The organism is Nocardioides ginsengisegetis, assembly GCF_014138045.1.
Classification (GTDB): Bacteria; Actinomycetota; Actinomycetes; order Propionibacteriales; family Nocardioidaceae; genus Nocardioides; species Nocardioides ginsengisegetis.
The window spans coordinates 706,621-723,210 of the sequence record NZ_JACGXA010000001.1; the positions used below are offsets into that span (position 1 = coordinate 706,621).

Here is a 16,590-nt window from a genome sequence, read left to right on the forward strand (position 1 = left end):
TCAGAACTTACTGGTCGGGGTGAGGCCGAGCTGCATCCCGGCGAGTCCGCGGCCACGCCCCGACAGCGTGGCGGCGATGTTGCTGAGCTCGACGGCCGCCGGGGCGGTCGGGTCGGCGTCGACGATCGGCTTGCCGACGTCGCCGCCCTCGCGCAGCGAGGTGTCGAGCGGGATCCGGCCCAGGACCGGGACGGTGGAGCCGATCCGCTGCGAGAGGGTGGCTGCGACCCGGTCGCCGCCGCCGGAGCCGAAGATCTCGAGCTTGTGCTCGGGGCCGCAGTGCGGGCAGGGCAGGTAGCTCATGTTCTCCACGACGCCCACGACGCGCTGGTGCATCATCGAGGCCATCGTGCCGGCGCGCTCGGCGACCTCGGCCGCGGCCTCCTGCGGGGTGGTCACCACGACCACCTCGGCACCCGGGAGGTGCTGGCCGAGCGAGATGGCGACGTCGCCGGTGCCCGGCGGGAGGTCGAGGAGGAGCACGTCGAGGTCGCCCCAGTAGACGTCGGCGAGCATCTGGACCAGGGCCCGGTCGAGCATCGGGCCACGCCAGGCGACGACCTGGTCGCGGCGCGGCTTGAGCATGCCGATCGAGATGACCGAGACGCCGCTGGGCGTGGGGACCGGCATGATCAGGTCCTCGACCTGGGTCGGCCGGTGGTCGGCCACGCCGAGCATGGCGGGCACCGAGTGGCCGTAGATGTCGGCGTCGACGATGCCGACCTTGAGCCCCTGCTTGGCCATCGCGAGCGCGAGGTTGACCGTCACCGAGGACTTGCCGACGCCGCCCTTGCCGCTGGCGATCGCGAAGACCTTGGTCAGCGAGCCGGGCTGGGCGAAGGGGATCTCGCGCTGGGCCTGGCCGCCGCGGAGAGTCTCCTGGAGGCCGGCGCGCTGCTCGGCCGACATCACCCCGAGCGTCAGGTCGACGCCGGTGACGCCCTCGACCCGCTGGACGGCCGCGGTCACGTCACGGTTGATGGTGTCCTTGAGCGGGCACCCCGCCACGGTGAGCAGCACCGTCACCCGGACCAGGCCACCCTCGTCGACCTCGACGGACTCGACCATGCCGAGATCGGTGATGGGGCGCTTGATCTCGGGGTCGTTGACGGTCGCGAGAGCGGCGTTGACCTGCTCGAGAGAGGGGGTGCTCATGATCCCCAAGGGTAGATGGTCGTGCGGAACCGTCCCGCCGCAGGTCACGCGGTGGCCGACTCGTCCTCGTCCAGGAGGCGGGCGCGCTCCTCGAGGTCCTGCAGCAGCGAGCGCAGCTCGGAGCGCAGGAAGTCTCGGGTCGCGACCTCGCCGACCGCCATCCGGAGCGAGGCGACCTCGCGGGCGAGGAACTCCATGTCGGCGTGGGCCCGGGCGTTGGCCTGCCGGTCCTGCTCGGCGATCACCTTGTCGCGCGTCTCCTGGCGGTTCTGCGCGAGCAGGATCAGGGGCGCGGCGTACGACGCCTGCAGGCTGAGCATCAGGGTGAGGAAGATGAACGGGTAGTTGTCGAACCGCGCGTCCTCGGGAGCGAGGAGGTTCCAGCCGACCCAGACCAGGACGAAGCCGGTCATGTAGAGCAGGAACCGCGCGGTCCCCATGAACCGTGCGAACTGCTCGGCGAAGCTGCCGAACGCGTCCGCGTCGTACGCCGGCCTCCGCACGAGCGGGCGGCGCGTCTCCTTGGGCGTGTCCAGGCGGGTGCGGGGCTGGCGCGGCTCAGCCACGGCTCACCCCCCGGCGGTGGCCGGGGCGGGCGTCGCCGGGTCGCAGGACCAGGTCGCGCCAGTTCTCCGGGAGCATGTGGTCGAGCAGGTCGTCGACGGTGACGGCACCGACGAGGTGGCCGTCGTCGTCGACCACCGGGGCCGCGACGAGGTTGTAGGTGGCCAGGTGGGCGGCCACCTGCTCGATGCTGGCCGTGGGACGCAGCGGGTCCATCGAGTCGTCGAGCGCGCCGGCGACCAGCGTCGAGGGCGGCTCGCGCAGCAGGCGCTGGATGTGCGCGACGCCGAGGAACTTGCCCGTGGGCGCCTCGAGCGGCTGGCGGCAGACGTAGACCAGCGCGGCCAGGGCGGGAGTCAGGTCGGGGTTGCGGACGTGCGCGAGCGCGTCGGCGATGGTCGCGTCGGGGCCGAGGATGACCGGCTCGGGGGTCATCATCGCGCCGGCGGTGTGCTCGGCGTAGGACATCAGGCGCCGGACGTCGTCGGCCTCGTCGGGCTCCATCAGGTTCAGCAGGGTGGCGGCGGTGTCCGGCGGCAGGTCGGCGATCAGGTCGGCCGCGTCGTCGGGGGACATCTCCTCGAGGATGTCGGCCGCGCGCTCGGAGTCGAGGTGCTCGAGGATCTCGACCTGGTCCTCCTCGGGCAGCTCCTCGAGCACGTCGGCCAGCCGCTCGTCGTCGAGGGCGGCCACGACGGCCGTCCGGCGCTCGAAGGGCAGCTCGTGGATCATGTTGGCCGCGTCGGCGGGCCGCATCTCGTTGAGCGCCGCGATCAGGTGGGTGGCTCCCTGCGCGTCCTCGCGGCGGGTCAGCCCCTCGACGTCGCGCCACTCCACGACGTGGGTCTGGCCGCGGCGGCGGAAGCCGCGGGCCGGCTCCTGCACGGCGACCCGGCTGAGCACCCAGTCGCGGTTGCGGGCCTGCTCCATCCCGACGTCGTAGACGGTGCCCACCACGCCCGTGGACGGGATCGTGACCGTGCGGTCGAGCATCTGCCCGATGACCAGGGTCTCGGTGGAGCGCTGCTCGAAGCGGCGCATGTTGAGCAGCCCGGTCGTGTAGACCTGCCCGCTGTCGATGTTGGTCACCCGCGTCATCGGCACGAAGATCCGGCGCCGGCCGAAGACCTCGGCCACCAGCCCGAGCACCCGCGGCTGGCTGACCTCCGAGCGGAGCGCCACCACGAGGTCCCGCACCTTGCCCACCTGGTCGCCCTGGGGGTCGAAGATCGGCAGCCCGACGAGCTTGGCTGCGAAGACGCGGGAGGGGGTGGTGCTCACGTTCCCCCACGCTACCGGCCGCGGTGCCCACACCGGCGCCAGTGGCACCATGTCGGCGTGATGTCGCTGTGAGCGCCCGCCTGTCCGGCCAGCGCGTCGTCCTGCACGTCGGGCTGCCCAAGACCGGCACCACCCACCTGCAAGGCCTGCTCGTCGACCACCGCGACGTGCTGCGCGAGGCGGGCGTGCTCTACCCGTTCCTCCGGCCGGGCGCGATGTTCCACGGTGCGGTCGAGGTGCGCGGCAGCCACGCGAAGTTCGGGCTCACCGCCGAGCAGGTCGCCGGCACCTGGCAGGCACTGTGCGACCGGGCCCGCGACTTCCCGGGCACGACCGTCATCAGCCACGAGGTGCTCGCCGGCGCCACGCCCGAGGAGATCGCGCAGGCGCTCGCGCCGCTGGCCGGGCTCGAGGTGCACGTCGTCGTCACCGCCCGCGACCTCGGCCGCCAGGCCACGGCCCACTGGCAGGAGGAGGTCAAGCTCGGCGACACCCGCTCCTTCGCCGACTTCGAGCGCGACCAGTTCCGCGCCGACACCGCGCCCGGCGACCCGGCCCGGCCGCACTTCTGGCACGCGCAGGACGCCGCCGACGCGCTGGCCCGCTGGTCGACCGCGGTGCCGCCGGAGCGCGTGCACCTCGTGGTGTGCCCCGCCCCCGGCGATCGACGTACGGCGCTGTGGGAGCGGTTCGCCGACGCCGCCGGCATCGATGCGGCCCTCGTCGAGGCGGACACTCCCGACCGGGCCAACGCCTCGCTCGGGACGCTCCAGATCGCGCACCTGCGCCAGCTCAACGCGGCGCTGGACGGGCGCCTCGAGGCCGGCGTCTACCACCGCATCGTCAAGAAGCAGTACGCCGAGGGCGTGCTCGCCCGCCAGCCGGGTGAGCGGCCCCGGACCCCGGCCCCGCTGGGGGACGTCCTCGCTCCGGCGACCGCCCGCGTGCTCGACCGGGTCCGGGCCGCCGGCCACCCGGTGCACGGCGACCTCGCCGACCTCGAGCCGGTGCTCGCAGGCCCCGGTGAGCCGCATCCCGACGAGGTCGACGCGGCGGCGCTTGCGGCTCTCGACGCGGCCGGCGTGGCCGAGCGACTGGTCGCCGAGGCGCGCCGCGACACGCCGCCCCGGAAGCGTCTCGGCCGGGTGGGCGCACGCCTCGCGGGGCTGCGCAAGGCGCCCCGGCGAGACCGTCCCGACGCGTAGACTCGCCCCATGAGGACGCGAGGAACACTGGCCGCACTCGCCCTGCCGCTCGCGCTGGCCGTGTCGGCCTGCGGGGACGACGCGACCACGGCGTCCGACCCTGCGGGCAGCTCCACGCCGACCTCGAGCAGCAGCTCCTCCGCGTCGTCCGACCTCCCGACCCCCCAGTGCACGGTCGTCTGGGTCGAGGGCGCGACCCTGCCTGGCAGCTTCCAGGGCTGCTACGAGGGCACCAAGCGGATCAAGCCGGACGGTCGCTACTGCGAGTTCGGCAAGCCGCTGTTCACCTACGACGAGCGCTTCTTCGCCGTCCGCAACGGCACCGTGCACCTCGCGACGAAGCCGTTCGCGCAGGACGCCAAGTACCAGGACACGCTGCGCAAGTGCAGCGGCTGACACACCCGGGGCCCGCGCGACGGAGCGCGGACCGGAGGGTCTCCCCTGTTAGAGTTCCAGCCGGGGGTACGCAGCGCACCACGTGATCGTCGCCGCTCACCGGCACGGCCGGGAGACACCCCTTAACCCGATGTCTCACCGGAACGGAAGTGACCACAGCGTGCGACGACTGACTGCCGCCGGAGTCCTGGCCAGCAGCCTGCTGCTGGTGGGGACGCTCGGCTCCTTCCCCTCATCAGCCGCCCCGACCGCCACCAGCAGCACCACCGCCTCCGTGGCCCTGCGCCAGGGCGAGACGACGACCAAGCCGCCGCCGGCGCCCGACCACTACACGCCGGTGACCGGCGTGAAGGTCAACAACCCGCTGGGCGACCGGGCTCACCGACGCACGATCGTCACGCACCTGCTGCGCACCATCAACAGCGTGCCGCCGCGCGCGAAGATCCGGATCGCGACCTGGAACTTCCGCAGCCCCGACATCACCGACGCGCTCATCGCGGCCCACCGCCGCGGCGTCTCGGTCCGCGTCGTCATCGACCGGCTCAACGCCAACGCCGACAACCCCAACCCGCCCTTCGAGCGGCTGACCAACGCGCTCAAGCACCACGAGCACAACCGCAGCAAGGACATGGAGAGCTTCACCCGCGAGTGCGTCAGCGCCTGCCGGGCCGCGGGCGGCATCGCCCACGTGAAGTTCTACCTGTTCAGCCGCGCCGGCAAGGCCAACCACGTGGTCGAGTACGGCTCCTTCAACGCCACCGACCTGGCGACGTACGCGCAGTGGAACGACCTCTACACCGTGCGCAACAAGAAGGAGATGTACAACGAGTTCAACGGCGTCTTCAACCAGATGCGCAAGGACCAGAACGTCGACCAGCCGTTCCTGAGCTACCACCACGGCCGGTTCACGTCGTACTTCTACCCCTACAAGGGCAAGGGAACGAAGTACGCCAACGGCACCACCAAGGACCCGCTCCTCGTCGAGCTGAACAAGATGGTCTGCAAGGGCGCCACCAACGGCACCGGCACCAACGGCTTCACCAAGCTGCGGTTCGCGCAGACCTCCATGCACGGCGAGCGGGGCAAGGCGATAGCCGAGCGGATCCGCCAGATGTGGCAGCGCGGCTGCGACATCAAGATGGTCTACGCCGTGTTCGGCAACGAGGTGCTCAGCATCCTGCGCCACACCACGCGCGGCCCGGTCCCGATCAGGCAGATCGCCCAGGACTTCGACGAGGACGGCGTCTACGACCGCTACCTCCACATGAAGACCCTCGCGGTCAGCGGCGTCTACGACGGCAACACCTCGGCCAACGTCGTGTGGAACGGCTCGGCCAACTACACCGGCGTCGCCCTGGCCAGCGACGAGGTCGTGATGCGGATCTTCGACCCGAAGGTGCGCGCGACCTACAGCCAGTGGTTCGACTACCTCTTCGCCAACCCGCCGAAGTTCAGCAACAACCCCGGCCAGCCGGAGTCGGTGCGGCTCGCGTTCAAGCGCGCGATCGCCAACGGCGTCGACCCCTACGCCAAGATGCAGCTGGACTGACCCAGGCATCTCCAGAACCCGGGGACCGCGCCGTCGCGGTTCCCGGGTTCTGGCATTTCGCTCACCTAGGGTGTGACGCGTGAGACGACGGGCCGGGCAGCTGCTTGCCCTGGCCATCGGTGCCCTGGTCTCCGCGGCCATGGTGGCCGCCGTCCTGCACGTCGCCGGCACCCCGGAGCCGGGGCGCACCCGCGACCGCGCCGTCCTCGGCGCCGGGACCGCCGCGGTGGTCGACCAGTGCCGCGACATCCTGCTCGTCGGGATCGACGGCGGGGGAGAGGGCCCCACCGACGGCTCCGACTTCGGCCGCACCGTCGGCAACTTCCGCAAGGCCTACACCCGGCTCGCCGTCGCGGGCGACCGCTCGGTGGAGATGGCCCGCGTGGAGTTCGGCGGCGCCGACCCCGCCGCACTCGTGGGCGCGCACACCCCCGACGTCGCCCTCAAGGCCGTCAACGCCAAGCGGGCGCGCGCCTGGCGCAACCCGGTCCCCGGCGGGGTGAGCAGCATGCTCGAGACCCTCGACCAGGCCGCCTACTCCTGCCCCGACCAGCAGGTCGTCCTCGTCGGCTACGCCCAGGGCGCCTCGGTGGTCCACCGCGTGCTGCTGCGCCTCCAGGACCGCCCCGAGGGGCTGTCCCGCGTCGTCGGCGCCGCGCTCGTCTCCGACCCCGACCGCCGCGCGCACAGCGTCGCGAGCCACCTCGTCGGCGCCCCCGCCGCGCCCGTCGGGCACCCGGGCGTGCTCACCCGCCTGATCGCGCCGCCGCAGCCGGACGTCCCGGCCGGCACCCCGACGTACTCCACCTGGAACGTCTGCACCGCCGGCGACCTCGTCTGCGACCCGAGCCGGACCACGGTCAGGGCGGCCCTCAAGGCGGCCCGCAGCTACCGCTTCGACGACGGCGCCGCCGCGGTGCGCGGCGCGGCCAAGGGGCTGTGGACCGCCACGACCCTGTGGCCGCTGCCCCGCCCGGAGATCCAGGTGGTCACGACCCGCACCGGCCAGCCGTTCAGCCAGCAGCTCGGCGTCACCGTCGCCCCCGCGGCCGCGGCCGGCGTCGTGTGGGGTGACGCGCAGAACCTCCCGCCCGGCATGACCCTCGACGAGCACGGCGTGCTGTCCGGCACCCCCACCGAGACCGGCACCTGGAACATCTCGTACGTCGTCAGCGGCACCACCCCCGGCACGACCGGCTCGACGGGGGTCGTGGTGCTCACCACGACGCCCGAGTCCGCGTCGGTGAGCGCCGGGGGCCAATCCAGCTGCGAGACCCGCAGCGACGGCACGGTGTGGTGCTGGGGACGCAACAACTTCGGCCAGCTCGGCAACGGCTCGACCGGCTACCAGACGCGTCCGGTGCAGGCCGGCCACGACACCGACTGGGCCCAGGTCAGCACGAGCGGCGCCAGCACCTGCGCGGTCAAGTCCGACGGCACCCTGTGGTGCTGGGGCCTGGACAACTGGGGCCAGCTCGGCATCGGCCGCGGCAAGCCGCAGCTCGCCGCCGTCCAGGTCGGCACGTCGACGGGGTGGGCCAGCGTCAGCACCAGCTGGTTCCACACCTGCGGCACCCGCACCAACGGCACCCTGTGGTGCTGGGGCCAGAACAGCCGCGGCGAGCTCGGCGACGGGACCATGAAGGTCAAGGGCTACCCGACCCGGGTCGGCGTCGACAAGGATTGGCAGGACGTCACGGCGGGCGGGTTCCACACCTGCGCGACCCGCACCAACGGCACCGCGTGGTGCTGGGGCCAGAACATCTTCGGCCAGCTCGGCAACACCAACCTCGACCCGCAGCCCGTCCCCGTCCAGGTCGGCACCGACGCCTCCTGGTACCAGCTCAGCGCGGGGTGGGCCCACACGTGCGGCGTCACGACCGACGGCCGGGCCAGCTGCTGGGGACTGAACAACAAGGGCCAGCTGGGCGACGGCTCGCGCAACCTGAGCCGCTCGCCCGCTCCGGTCGACGGCAGCCACATCTGGACCAGCATCTCGACCGGCGACGCCTCCACGTGCGGGCTCGACAACTCCGGCAACGCCTACTGCTGGGGCGCCAACCGCTACACCCAGCTGGGTGACGGGACCAACCAGCAGCGTTCGGACCCCACCCTGGTGTCGTCCGGCTCGTCCTGGGTGTCGGTCGAGTCCGGCTGGATGCACGTCTGTGGTGGCCTCAGCACCGGAGTGACCGCATGCTGGGGTAACAACGAGGCCGGTCAGGTCGGCAACGGCACCGTCGTCGACCAAGCAGTGCCACAGGAGGTCCAGTGACGCAGAGTCCTCAGGAGCCGGGTTCCGAGGAGCCCCGGTCCTCCTCCGAGCGCGTCACGGCACTGGCGACCGTCGGCGGCGTCGTGGCGATCGTCGGTGTGATCATCGCGGCCAACCTGCTCGGCACCTTCCGCGGCGACGAGCCCCCGGCCTCGCAGGGCCCGGCGCCCTCGGCCCCGACCAGCATCCCGGCCGAGCAGCTCGCGACGATGTCGCCCGAGGAGATCGCCTCGGACGCGCTGAAGGACCGCGGCGAGATCGCGATCCAGAAGGTGCTGCCCGGCACGGCGAAGTTCCGCGACAAGGTCCAGAAGCTCGCCGGTGCCCAGCCCTACGACTTCACCATCACCAGCTTCAACGTCCTCGGCAGCCAGCACACCGCGCCGGGCGCCGACGCGCAGGAGTTCGCCCCGGGCCGGATCCGCGCCGAGTGGTCGGCGGCCCTGCTGTCGTCGTACGGCTCCACGATCGTGGGCATGCAGGAGCTCCAGGCCGACCAGCTCGACGCCATCAACCGGGCCACCGGCGGCCGCTTCGACTTCTGGCCCGGCACCGCGCTCGGCGGCTCGGGGATCCCGCAGTCGGTCATGTGGGACACCTCCGTGTGGAAGGCGACCTACGAGGACTCCATCACCGTGCCGTTCATGGGCGGCACCCGTCCGCAGCCGATCGTGCGGCTGCAGAACCTCGCGACCGGCCGTGAGCTCTACGTCCTGAACATCCACAACTCGCCCAAGGACGCCCAGGGGCGCGAGGGGGAGCGGGACAAGGCGACCGCGATCGAGATCGCGGCGATCAAGAAGCTGCGCCAGGAGGACGGGATCCCGGTCTTCATCATGGGCGACTTCAACGAGCACGCCGAAGCCTTCTGCAAGATCACCGGGCAGACCGACCTGGAGGCGGCGCAGGGCGGCTCCAACGACGGCGTGTGCCACCCGCCGACCCAGATGCGGGTCGACTGGATCTTCGGCTCGACCGATACGGCGTTCACCGGCTTCCGGTTCGACACGGGCCCGCAGGTGCGCCGGATCACCGACCACGCGGTGCTCACCGCGCAGGTCTCGGTGCCGTAGCCTCCCCTCTCGTGGCAGAGACAGGCGCGAGGGTCGACGACGCGGGACTCCACTTCCCCGCGGGCTTCTCGGGGTCCGCCGACGTCTACTTCGACGACCACATGGCCTGGTCGTTCTCCGCCGAGCCCGACGGCTCCGGCGAGACCCACGTCGAGTGGCCCAGGCGGATGAAGCGCTGGCTGGACGGCGCCTCGGCCGTGCGCGTCGTCGCGGGCGAGGAGGAGCTCTTCGCCGGCGACGTCTCCTTCGGCGGCGGCGAGGGCCGGGTCCGGTTCGTCGACAAGGACGGCATCCCCGTCATGATCGACAAGTGGGGCCTGCTGCAGCGCCCCTTCTCCGGCCGCGACGCCAGCGTGGTCGAGCAGATGGTCGACATCACCGACCAGATCCTCGACGTGATGCGCCAGGAGTGCGGCGTCGAGGGCTGGATCGCCTTCGGCACCCTGCTCGGCGCGGCCCGCGAGGGCAAGGTCATCGGCCACGACTCCGACGTCGACCTGGCCTACCTCAGCGAGCAGCCCACCCCCGCCGAGATGGTCGTCGAGCTGCACCGGATCGGCCGGGCACTGCGCCGGCACGGCATGAACGTGCTGAACAAGTCCGGCTCCTTCATCACCGTCGTGTTCACCTCGCCCGACGGTGGCATGTCGAGCATCGACATCTACACCTGCTTCTACGTCGGCGACCTGCTCTACGAGACCGCCACCGTGCGGACCCCGGTGCCGCGCTCGGCGATCCTGCCGCTCACCGAGATGATGTTCGAGGGCCGCATGCTGCCCGCGCCGGCCGATCCCGACGCCATGCTCGCCGTCTCCTACGGTCCCAACTGGCGGGTCCCGGACCCGTCCTTCCGGCACGAGCCCGGCCCCGAGATCACCACCCGCTTCGACGGCTGGTTCTCCTCGTTGATGCGCCAGCGGCGCGACTGGGAGCGGCACCTCGCCGACCTGGCCGGCGAAGAGGGCCACGGCCCCTCGGAGTTCGCCGGCTGGGTCGCCGACCAGATCACCGGCCGGCTCGCCGGCGAGTCGCGCCGCGTCCGGGTCGTCGAGGTCGGCGCCGGGACCGGGGAGGATGCGCTGCTGCTCGCCTCCCGCGGGATCGACGTCCTCGCCCTGGACTACGCGCGCCAGAGCCTGCGCCGCCCGGCGCGCCTGGCCCGTCGCGGCAAGCTGCCGGCGACCTTCGACACCCTCAACCTCTACGACCTGCGTGACGTGCTGACCCGCGGCGCCCTGGTCTCGCGCGACCGTGAGCACGAGCAGGCGGTCTATGCCCGCGACCTGCTGGAGACCCTCGACCCCGACGGCGCGGAGAACTTCTGGCGGCTGGCCGCCATGGCCCTGCGCGGCGGGGGGCGGGCCTACCTCGAGGGCCGCTCGCTGTCGCGGCACGACGCGGGCGAGGCCCGGGCCGAGCACGGCGGCGGCCGGCTGCACCCCGTCGACCCACGGGTCGTGGAGGGCGACGCGACCAGGGCCGGTGGCCGGGTCGTGCACCGTGAGGGCTTCCAGGCCGCCGGCGCCGCGGCCCACGGCGGCCCGCCCGCGCGGTGGAGGATGATCGTCGAGTGGCCCGCGAGCCGGGCCGACCGGGAAGGACAGGCATGACCCAGCGCGTCTACCTGCACGTCGGCGCCCCCAAGTCCGGCACCACCTACCTCCAGCGCGTGCTGGAGCAGAACCGTCGCGTCCTGGCCGACGCCGGGGTGCTCGTCGTCGGCGACCGCCACCTCGACCGCATCCACGCGGCCATGGTGGTCCGCGAGGACCCGCGGCTCGAGTCCCTGCCGGCCCGTGCCTCGACGGCCTGGTCCCGGCTGGTCGAGCAGATCCGCGGCTGGCGGGGCGACGTCGCCGTGCTGTCCTACGAGCTCTTCGCGGGCGCGTCGGCCGAGCAGGTCGAGGCGGCGCTGGCCGACCTCGAGGGCCTCGACGTCCACGTCGTGATCACCGCTCGCGACCTCGCCCGGGCCGTCCCCTCGGCCTGGCAGGAGCGCCTGAAGTTCGCCCTGACCACCCCGCTGGAGCAGTGGAAGCCGCGGCCCGAGAAGGCCGGCGCCCGCGCCGAGTGGGGCTGGCGGACGATGGACCCCGCGGGCGTCGCCGCCCGGTGGGGCGCCACCCTGCCGGCCGACCACGTGCACGTCGTGACGGTGCCTCGCGACGCCGGCGACGAGACCGAGCTGTGGCGCCGGTTCGCCGCCGCCTGCGCGATCGACGTCCCGGCCGTCGACCCGGCGGTCGAGCGGGTCAACGAGTCCCTGGGGCTCGCGGCCGCCGAGCTGCTGCGCCGGGTCAACGAGCACGTGGGCGAGCCGATCACCGGCAACCGCGAGCAGGCCCTCTGGCTGCGGGACACCCTCGCCCACGGGATCCTCGCGCCGCTGGGCCGCGAGCCGATCGGGCTCACCGACGAGCAGCTCGCCGACGCGACCCGCCGTGCCGACGAGGCCGTCGCCGCGCTGGGCGCCGCCGGCTACGACGTGCAGGGCGACCTCGCCGACATCACCGCCACCCGCCCCGACGCCCGGACCCCCGGCCAGGCCACCGACGCCGAGCTGCTCGAGGTCGCCGTCGAGGCGATCGTGCGGCTCCTGGTCCTGGTGCGGGAGCGCACCCACGAGCGCGACGCGGCCGGCACCCCCGAGGCCCTCGCCGACGACGGGTCCCGGATCCTGGCGATCGGCAAGGGCGTCGTACGACGGGTCACCGCGCCGCGCGTCGAGAAGCGGACCGTCGCGCTGCAGGAGCGGATCGCCGAGCTGGAGGCCCAGGTCGCGGAGAGCCGGTCGCTGCACCTGCGCGTGGCCGAGCTGACCGACGTGGTCACCGAGCTGCTGCTGCCGCCGCGCTCCAGCGACGGCCGGGTCACCGCCCGGGCGCTGAACGCCTACCGCAACGAGTCGCTGTGAGGCCCGTGCCCGGCCCCCGGACCGTCGCCCGGCGGGTGGTGGCCGGCATCGGCCTGGACGAGGTGATCCACCTCCAGCGCCGGGTTGACGAGCTGGCCGTCGCCGTCGCGGAGAACGCCGCCCTCGCCGAGCCGCTGGCCGCGAAGGTGACCGAGCTGGAGCAGGCCCTGGTCGGGCCGCTGCAGCAGCGCCGGCGCTTCCGGGACGAGCACGGCCTGGACGCCTCGTGAACAGCAGAGCCCGGTTGTGGCCCAGGACATAGCCCCCGCTGGCTACCGGCCGGTAGCCTCGCCGGGCCCCACCTGCACGTCGTACCCCGGCTGATCCGGGACCTGAGCGAAGGAGCAACACCATGGGTCGTCTCTGCGAGACCGAAGGACTCACCGAGGACCAGAGCGAGATCCTCAAGGCGGTCCGGACCTTCGTGGAGGAGAAGATCCTTCCCGTCGCGACCGAGCTCGAGCACGCGGACGAGTACCCGCAGGAGATCGTGGACGGGCTCAAGGAGCTCGGCATCTTCGGGCTGATGATCCCCGAGGAGTACGACGGCCTGGGCGAGTCGCTGCTGACCTACGCGCTGTGCGTGGAGGAGATCGCGCGCGGCTGGATGAGCGTCTCGGGTGTCATCAACACCCACTTCATCGTGGCCTACATGCTGATGCAGCACGGCACGGAGGAGCAGAAGAAGAAGTACCTGCCCAAGATGGCCACCGGCGAGGTGCGCGGCGCGTTCTCGATGTCGGAGCCGGGCCTGGGCTCGGACGTCTCGGCGATCAAGACCAAGGCCTCGAAGACGGACGAGGGCTACGAGATCACCGGCCAGAAGATGTGGCTGACCAACGGCGGCACGTCCACGCTGGTCGCGGTGCTGTGCAAGACCGACGAGGGCTCGGACTCGGTCTACAAGAACATGACGACCTTCCTGGTGGAGAAGGAGCCCGGCTTCGGCGAGACCGCCCAGGGCGTCACCATCCCGGGCAAGATCGACAAGATGGGCTACAAGGGCGTCGACACCACCGAGGCGATCTTCGAGGGCCACAAGATCTCGGCCGACCAGATCCTGGGCGGGGAGCCGGGCAAGGGCTTCTACCAGATGATGGACGGCGTCGAGGTCGGCCGCGTCAACGTCGCGGCCCGCGCCTGCGGCATCGCCAACCGGGCCTTCGAGCTCGGCATCGCCTACGCCCAGCAGCGCGAGACCTTCGGCAAGAAGATCGCCGAGCACCAGGCGATCCTGTTCCGCCTCGCGGAGATGGCCACCAAGGTCGAGACCGCCCACGCGATGATGGTCCGCGCCGCCCGCATGAAGGACCGCGGCGAGCGCAACGACGTCGAGGCCGGCATGGCCAAGTACCTCGCCGCGGAGTACTGCAACGAGGTCGTCGAGGACTCCTTCCGGATCCACGGCGGCTACGGCTACTCCAAGGAGTACGAGATCGAGCGCCTCTACCGCGAGGCCGCGTTCATGCTGATCGGCGAGGGCACCGCCGACATCCAGAAGATGATCATCGGCCGCAGCCTGCTCAAGGACTACAAGCTCAAGGCCTGACCGTCGCGGCGTGCCCGTCCGGACGCCCCACATGCAGATAACCTGCCGCCATGGCGGAGCGGGTGGTCCTGCACGTGGGACTGATGAAGTCGGGCACGTCGTACCTCCAGCAGCGCCTCACCGCCAACCGTGACCTCCTCGCGGCGGGAGGTGTGCTGTTTCCGGGGCAGGTCTGGCGCGACCAGGTGCTGGCCGTCAGCGACGTGCTCGGCCGCAAGCAGGCCGGCCCGGCGACCGCCGGCCGCTGGCGTGGCCTGGTCGACGAGGTGGCCGAGCACGACGGCACGGCCGTGGTCAGCATGGAGTTCCTCGGGCCGGCGCGGCCCGAGCGGATCGCCGAGGTGGTGGGCTCGTTCGGGGAGACCCCCGTCGAGGTCGTCCTGACGCTGCGCGACCTGGGCCGGGGCGTCCCCGCCATGTGGCAGGAGGCGCTCCAGAACGGCGGCACCCTCACCTGGCACGGGTACGTCGACCTCCTCCACGGAAAGCGCAAACCTGCCCAGGCGTTCTGGCGCCAGCAGGGCATGGCCCGGATCGTCGGCAACTGGGTCGCCGCGGTCGGCCCCGACCGGGTCACCATCGTGACCGTGCCGCCACCGGGTGCGCCCGCCGGCGTGCTGTGGGACCGTTTCTGCGCGGCCGCCCGGATCCCCGGCGAGGGCTGCGTCGACGTGCGGCCGGCGAACACCTCACTGGACGCCGCCTCGGCCGTGCTGCTGCGCTCGCTCAACGAGGCCCTCGCCGGGGACGAGGTGTCGGCCGGTGACTACCACACGCTGGTGAAGTTCGGCCTGGCCAAGCGGGTGCTGGCCGGCCGCACCGACGCCCCGGCCATCGGCTTCGAGCCGCCCGAGTGGCTGCGGGACCGATCGGCCGAGATCGTCGTACGGCTGGGCGCGTCCGGCGCGCGGGTCGTCGGCGACCTCGCCGACCTCGTGCCCACGTCGGTCGCCGGAGTGGACCCCGACGGGCTGCCGGCCGAGGCCATCGCCGCGGCCGCCGTCGCCGCGCTGCGCGGGAGCGTGGTGCTGCGGGCGGGGGAGCGGCGTCAGCCCACCGTCACGTCGGAGACGGTGTAGCCGACCTCCTCGTCGGCCATGTTCTTGCTCTGGTCGACGTAGACCGACGTCGGCCAGTCCTGGCCCTCGGGCCAGGTCACGTCGACCTGGGCCGCTCCGGTGTCGTTGGCCGCGTCGATGACGTCGTTGATGGTGATCCAGCGGTACTTCTCGACCGGGTCGCCCTCGACGTGTCCGCGACCGGTGCGGGCCCAGACCGCGCCGGAGACCTTGCCGCCGGCGACCGTGACCCTGATCGGCTGCCCGGCGTCGGCGCAGAAGCAGCTCACCTTCAGCGTGAACGCGTAGTCGGCCGCGGCGAAGGCCGGGTAGGTGCCGACGGTCGGGCTGGCCGTGGGCGTGGGGGACTCCGACGGGCCGGGGTCGGAGGCGACCGGGGTGCCCTGCCCGCACGCGGACAGGAGGAAGGTGGTGGCCACGGTGACCACGACGGCGGGAAGTGCGGCTCTCATGCAGGTCAGACGCGTCACCCGCCCTCGTGGATCCCGCCGCCGACACTCCGGGTCGGCAATTGCGGTCGACTCCGGCTTGCCCGTGGTGCGAGGGTGGGGGCAGCACCAGCGCAACACCGGCGCAGCACCCGATCGGCCCCGGCCCCGAACAACGGAGGAACGCATGTCCGACTCGAACGGCAGCAACGAGGACCTGAAGGCGAAGATGCGCGCGGCCCTCGACGCCAAGAACAACAAGGAGAAGGGCGTCCACCAGGACGGGCCGGTCAAGGAGAAGGCCCACGGGTCCGAGGTCGTCGGCGGCGCCCCCAAGATGCACCGGCGCAAGGCCGGTGGCGGCGGCAGCTGAGCGACGAACGAGCCCTGCTCCCACGGGTGAGATAACGCACGCGTCCAGACGCTGCTCGGCGAGTGCCGGGTTCGGCAGGATGGGCGCGTACGTATCCGCCGGTCAGTCAGGAGCAGGGCATGCAGTTCGGTCGTAGCTACGAGGAGTTCGAGGTCGGCGCGACCTACAAGCACTGGCCCGGCAAGACGGTCACCGAGTTCGACGACCACATGTTCTGCCTGCTGACGATGAACCACCACCCGCTGCACCTCGACACGAACTACGCCGAGGAGACCACGCAGTTCGGCAAGAACGTCGTGGTCGGCAACTACGTCTACTCCATCCTGCTCGGCATGAGCGTCCCGGACATCTCGGGCAAGGCGATCGCCAACCTCGAGATCGAGTCGCTGCGCCACGTCGCGCCGACCTTCCACGGCGACACGCTGTACGGCGAGACGACGGTGCTCGACAAGTGGGAGTCGAAGTCCAAGGACGACCGTGGGGTCGTGCACGTGGAGACCATCGGCTACAACCAGGACGGCAAGGTCGTGTGCATCTTCCGCCGCAAGGTGATGGTGCCCAAGGACAGCTACCTGACCGAGCGCGGCGGCGAGCAGCCCGGTCGTCCGGTGCCCCAGCCGGACAAGAACTGGCCCGGCCCCGACAGCGCCGCCAAGACCGACTGAAACGCCGTCTGACCTGCACGGATCCCGCCGGGTGAAGACCCGGCGGGACATTGGTCACACGCCGTTGGGTTTGGCGACCCGGTG

16 protein-coding genes are annotated in these 16,590 nt (G+C 72.0%); 12 read left to right on the plus strand and 4 right to left on the minus strand.

The window, feature by feature from the left end; all coding sequences use genetic code 11:
• The 3 genes from FB382_RS03335 to FB382_RS03345 are packed head-to-tail and all read right to left on the minus strand — an operon-like array spanning position 1 to position 3,000.
• Positions 1-1,155: an Mrp/NBP35 family ATP-binding protein gene (locus tag FB382_RS03335; protein ID WP_182536791.1), complete on the minus strand. Its 1,155-nt coding sequence runs from the start codon at positions 1,153-1,155 to the stop codon at positions 1-3.
• A gap of 44 nt (positions 1,156-1,199) precedes the next feature.
• Positions 1,200-1,721 carry a DUF1003 domain-containing protein gene (locus FB382_RS03340; RefSeq protein ID WP_182536793.1) on the minus strand — a complete coding sequence of 174 codons (522 nt, stop codon included), beginning with the start codon at positions 1,719-1,721 and terminating at the stop codon, positions 1,200-1,202.
• Positions 1,714-3,000 carry a magnesium transporter MgtE N-terminal domain-containing protein gene (locus FB382_RS03345; RefSeq protein ID WP_125038559.1) on the minus strand — a complete coding sequence of 429 codons (1,287 nt, stop codon included), beginning with the start codon at positions 2,998-3,000 and terminating at the stop codon, positions 1,714-1,716. The genes FB382_RS03340 and FB382_RS03345 overlap by 8 nt, the downstream gene beginning before the upstream one ends.
• A gap of 68 nt (positions 3,001-3,068) precedes the next feature.
• Between FB382_RS03345 and FB382_RS03350 the strand changes: the two genes are divergently transcribed.
• From FB382_RS03350 to FB382_RS03395, 10 genes are all read left to right on the plus strand, one after another.
• Positions 3,069-4,205: a hypothetical protein gene (locus FB382_RS03350; RefSeq protein ID WP_182536795.1), complete on the plus strand. Its 1,137-nt coding sequence runs from the start codon at positions 3,069-3,071 to the stop codon at positions 4,203-4,205.
• A gap of 9 nt (positions 4,206-4,214) precedes the next feature.
• The gene (locus FB382_RS03355; protein ID WP_182536797.1) at positions 4,215-4,601 is read left to right on the plus strand and encodes a hypothetical protein; all 387 of its coding nucleotides are present in this window, start codon (positions 4,215-4,217) and stop codon (positions 4,599-4,601) included.
• A 160-nt stretch (positions 4,602-4,761) separates the two neighbouring features.
• The gene (locus FB382_RS03360) at positions 4,762-6,150 is read left to right on the plus strand and encodes a phospholipase D-like domain-containing protein (RefSeq protein ID WP_182536799.1); all 1,389 of its coding nucleotides are present in this window, start codon (positions 4,762-4,764) and stop codon (positions 6,148-6,150) included.
• Positions 6,151-6,229: 79 nt separating this feature from the next.
• Entirely contained in the window at positions 6,230-8,425 is a 2,196-nt protein-coding gene (locus FB382_RS03365) for an RCC1 domain-containing protein (RefSeq protein ID WP_182536801.1), read from the plus strand.
• On the plus strand, positions 8,422-9,498 hold the full coding sequence (locus FB382_RS21980) for an endonuclease/exonuclease/phosphatase family protein (protein WP_182536803.1): 1,077 nt from the start codon (positions 8,422-8,424) through the stop codon (positions 9,496-9,498). The genes FB382_RS03365 and FB382_RS21980 overlap by 4 nt, the downstream gene beginning before the upstream one ends.
• 11 nt (positions 9,499-9,509) lie before the next feature.
• On the plus strand, positions 9,510-11,108 hold the full coding sequence (locus FB382_RS03375) for a class I SAM-dependent methyltransferase (protein WP_182536805.1): 1,599 nt from the start codon (positions 9,510-9,512) through the stop codon (positions 11,106-11,108).
• Complete coding sequence (locus FB382_RS03380; protein WP_182536807.1) at positions 11,105-12,412, plus strand: DUF6752 domain-containing protein; 1,308 nt, start codon at positions 11,105-11,107, stop codon at positions 12,410-12,412. Before FB382_RS03375 ends, FB382_RS03380 begins: the two co-directional genes overlap by 4 nt.
• The gene (locus tag FB382_RS03385; protein WP_182536809.1) at positions 12,409-12,642 is read left to right on the plus strand and encodes a hypothetical protein; all 234 of its coding nucleotides are present in this window, start codon (positions 12,409-12,411) and stop codon (positions 12,640-12,642) included. Before FB382_RS03380 ends, FB382_RS03385 begins: the two co-directional genes overlap by 4 nt.
• 122 nt (positions 12,643-12,764) lie before the next feature.
• Positions 12,765-13,961 (plus strand): acyl-CoA dehydrogenase family protein, encoded by a 1,197-nt coding sequence (locus FB382_RS03390; RefSeq protein ID WP_125038550.1) that lies wholly within the window; start codon positions 12,765-12,767, stop codon positions 13,959-13,961.
• Positions 13,962-14,011: 50 nt separating this feature from the next.
• Positions 14,012-15,040, plus strand: coding sequence for a hypothetical protein (locus FB382_RS03395; protein ID WP_182536811.1), 1,029 nt, complete (start codon positions 14,012-14,014; stop codon positions 15,038-15,040).
• Here the strand turns inward: FB382_RS03395 and FB382_RS03400 are convergent.
• Positions 15,010-15,492 (minus strand): DUF6174 domain-containing protein, encoded by a 483-nt coding sequence (locus FB382_RS03400; protein ID WP_182536813.1) that lies wholly within the window; start codon positions 15,490-15,492, stop codon positions 15,010-15,012. The genes FB382_RS03395 and FB382_RS03400 overlap by 31 nt on opposite strands.
• 163 nt (positions 15,493-15,655) lie before the next feature.
• On the opposite strand from FB382_RS03400, the gene FB382_RS03405 reads away from it, so the two are divergent.
• Positions 15,656-15,841 (plus strand): DUF5302 domain-containing protein, encoded by a 186-nt coding sequence (locus tag FB382_RS03405; protein WP_125038547.1) that lies wholly within the window; start codon positions 15,656-15,658, stop codon positions 15,839-15,841.
• 119 nt (positions 15,842-15,960) lie between these two features.
• Positions 15,961-16,506, plus strand: a complete 546-nt coding sequence (locus FB382_RS03410) for a MaoC family dehydratase (protein ID WP_182536815.1) — start codon at positions 15,961-15,963, stop codon at positions 16,504-16,506.
• Positions 16,507-16,590 lie beyond the last annotated feature (84 nt).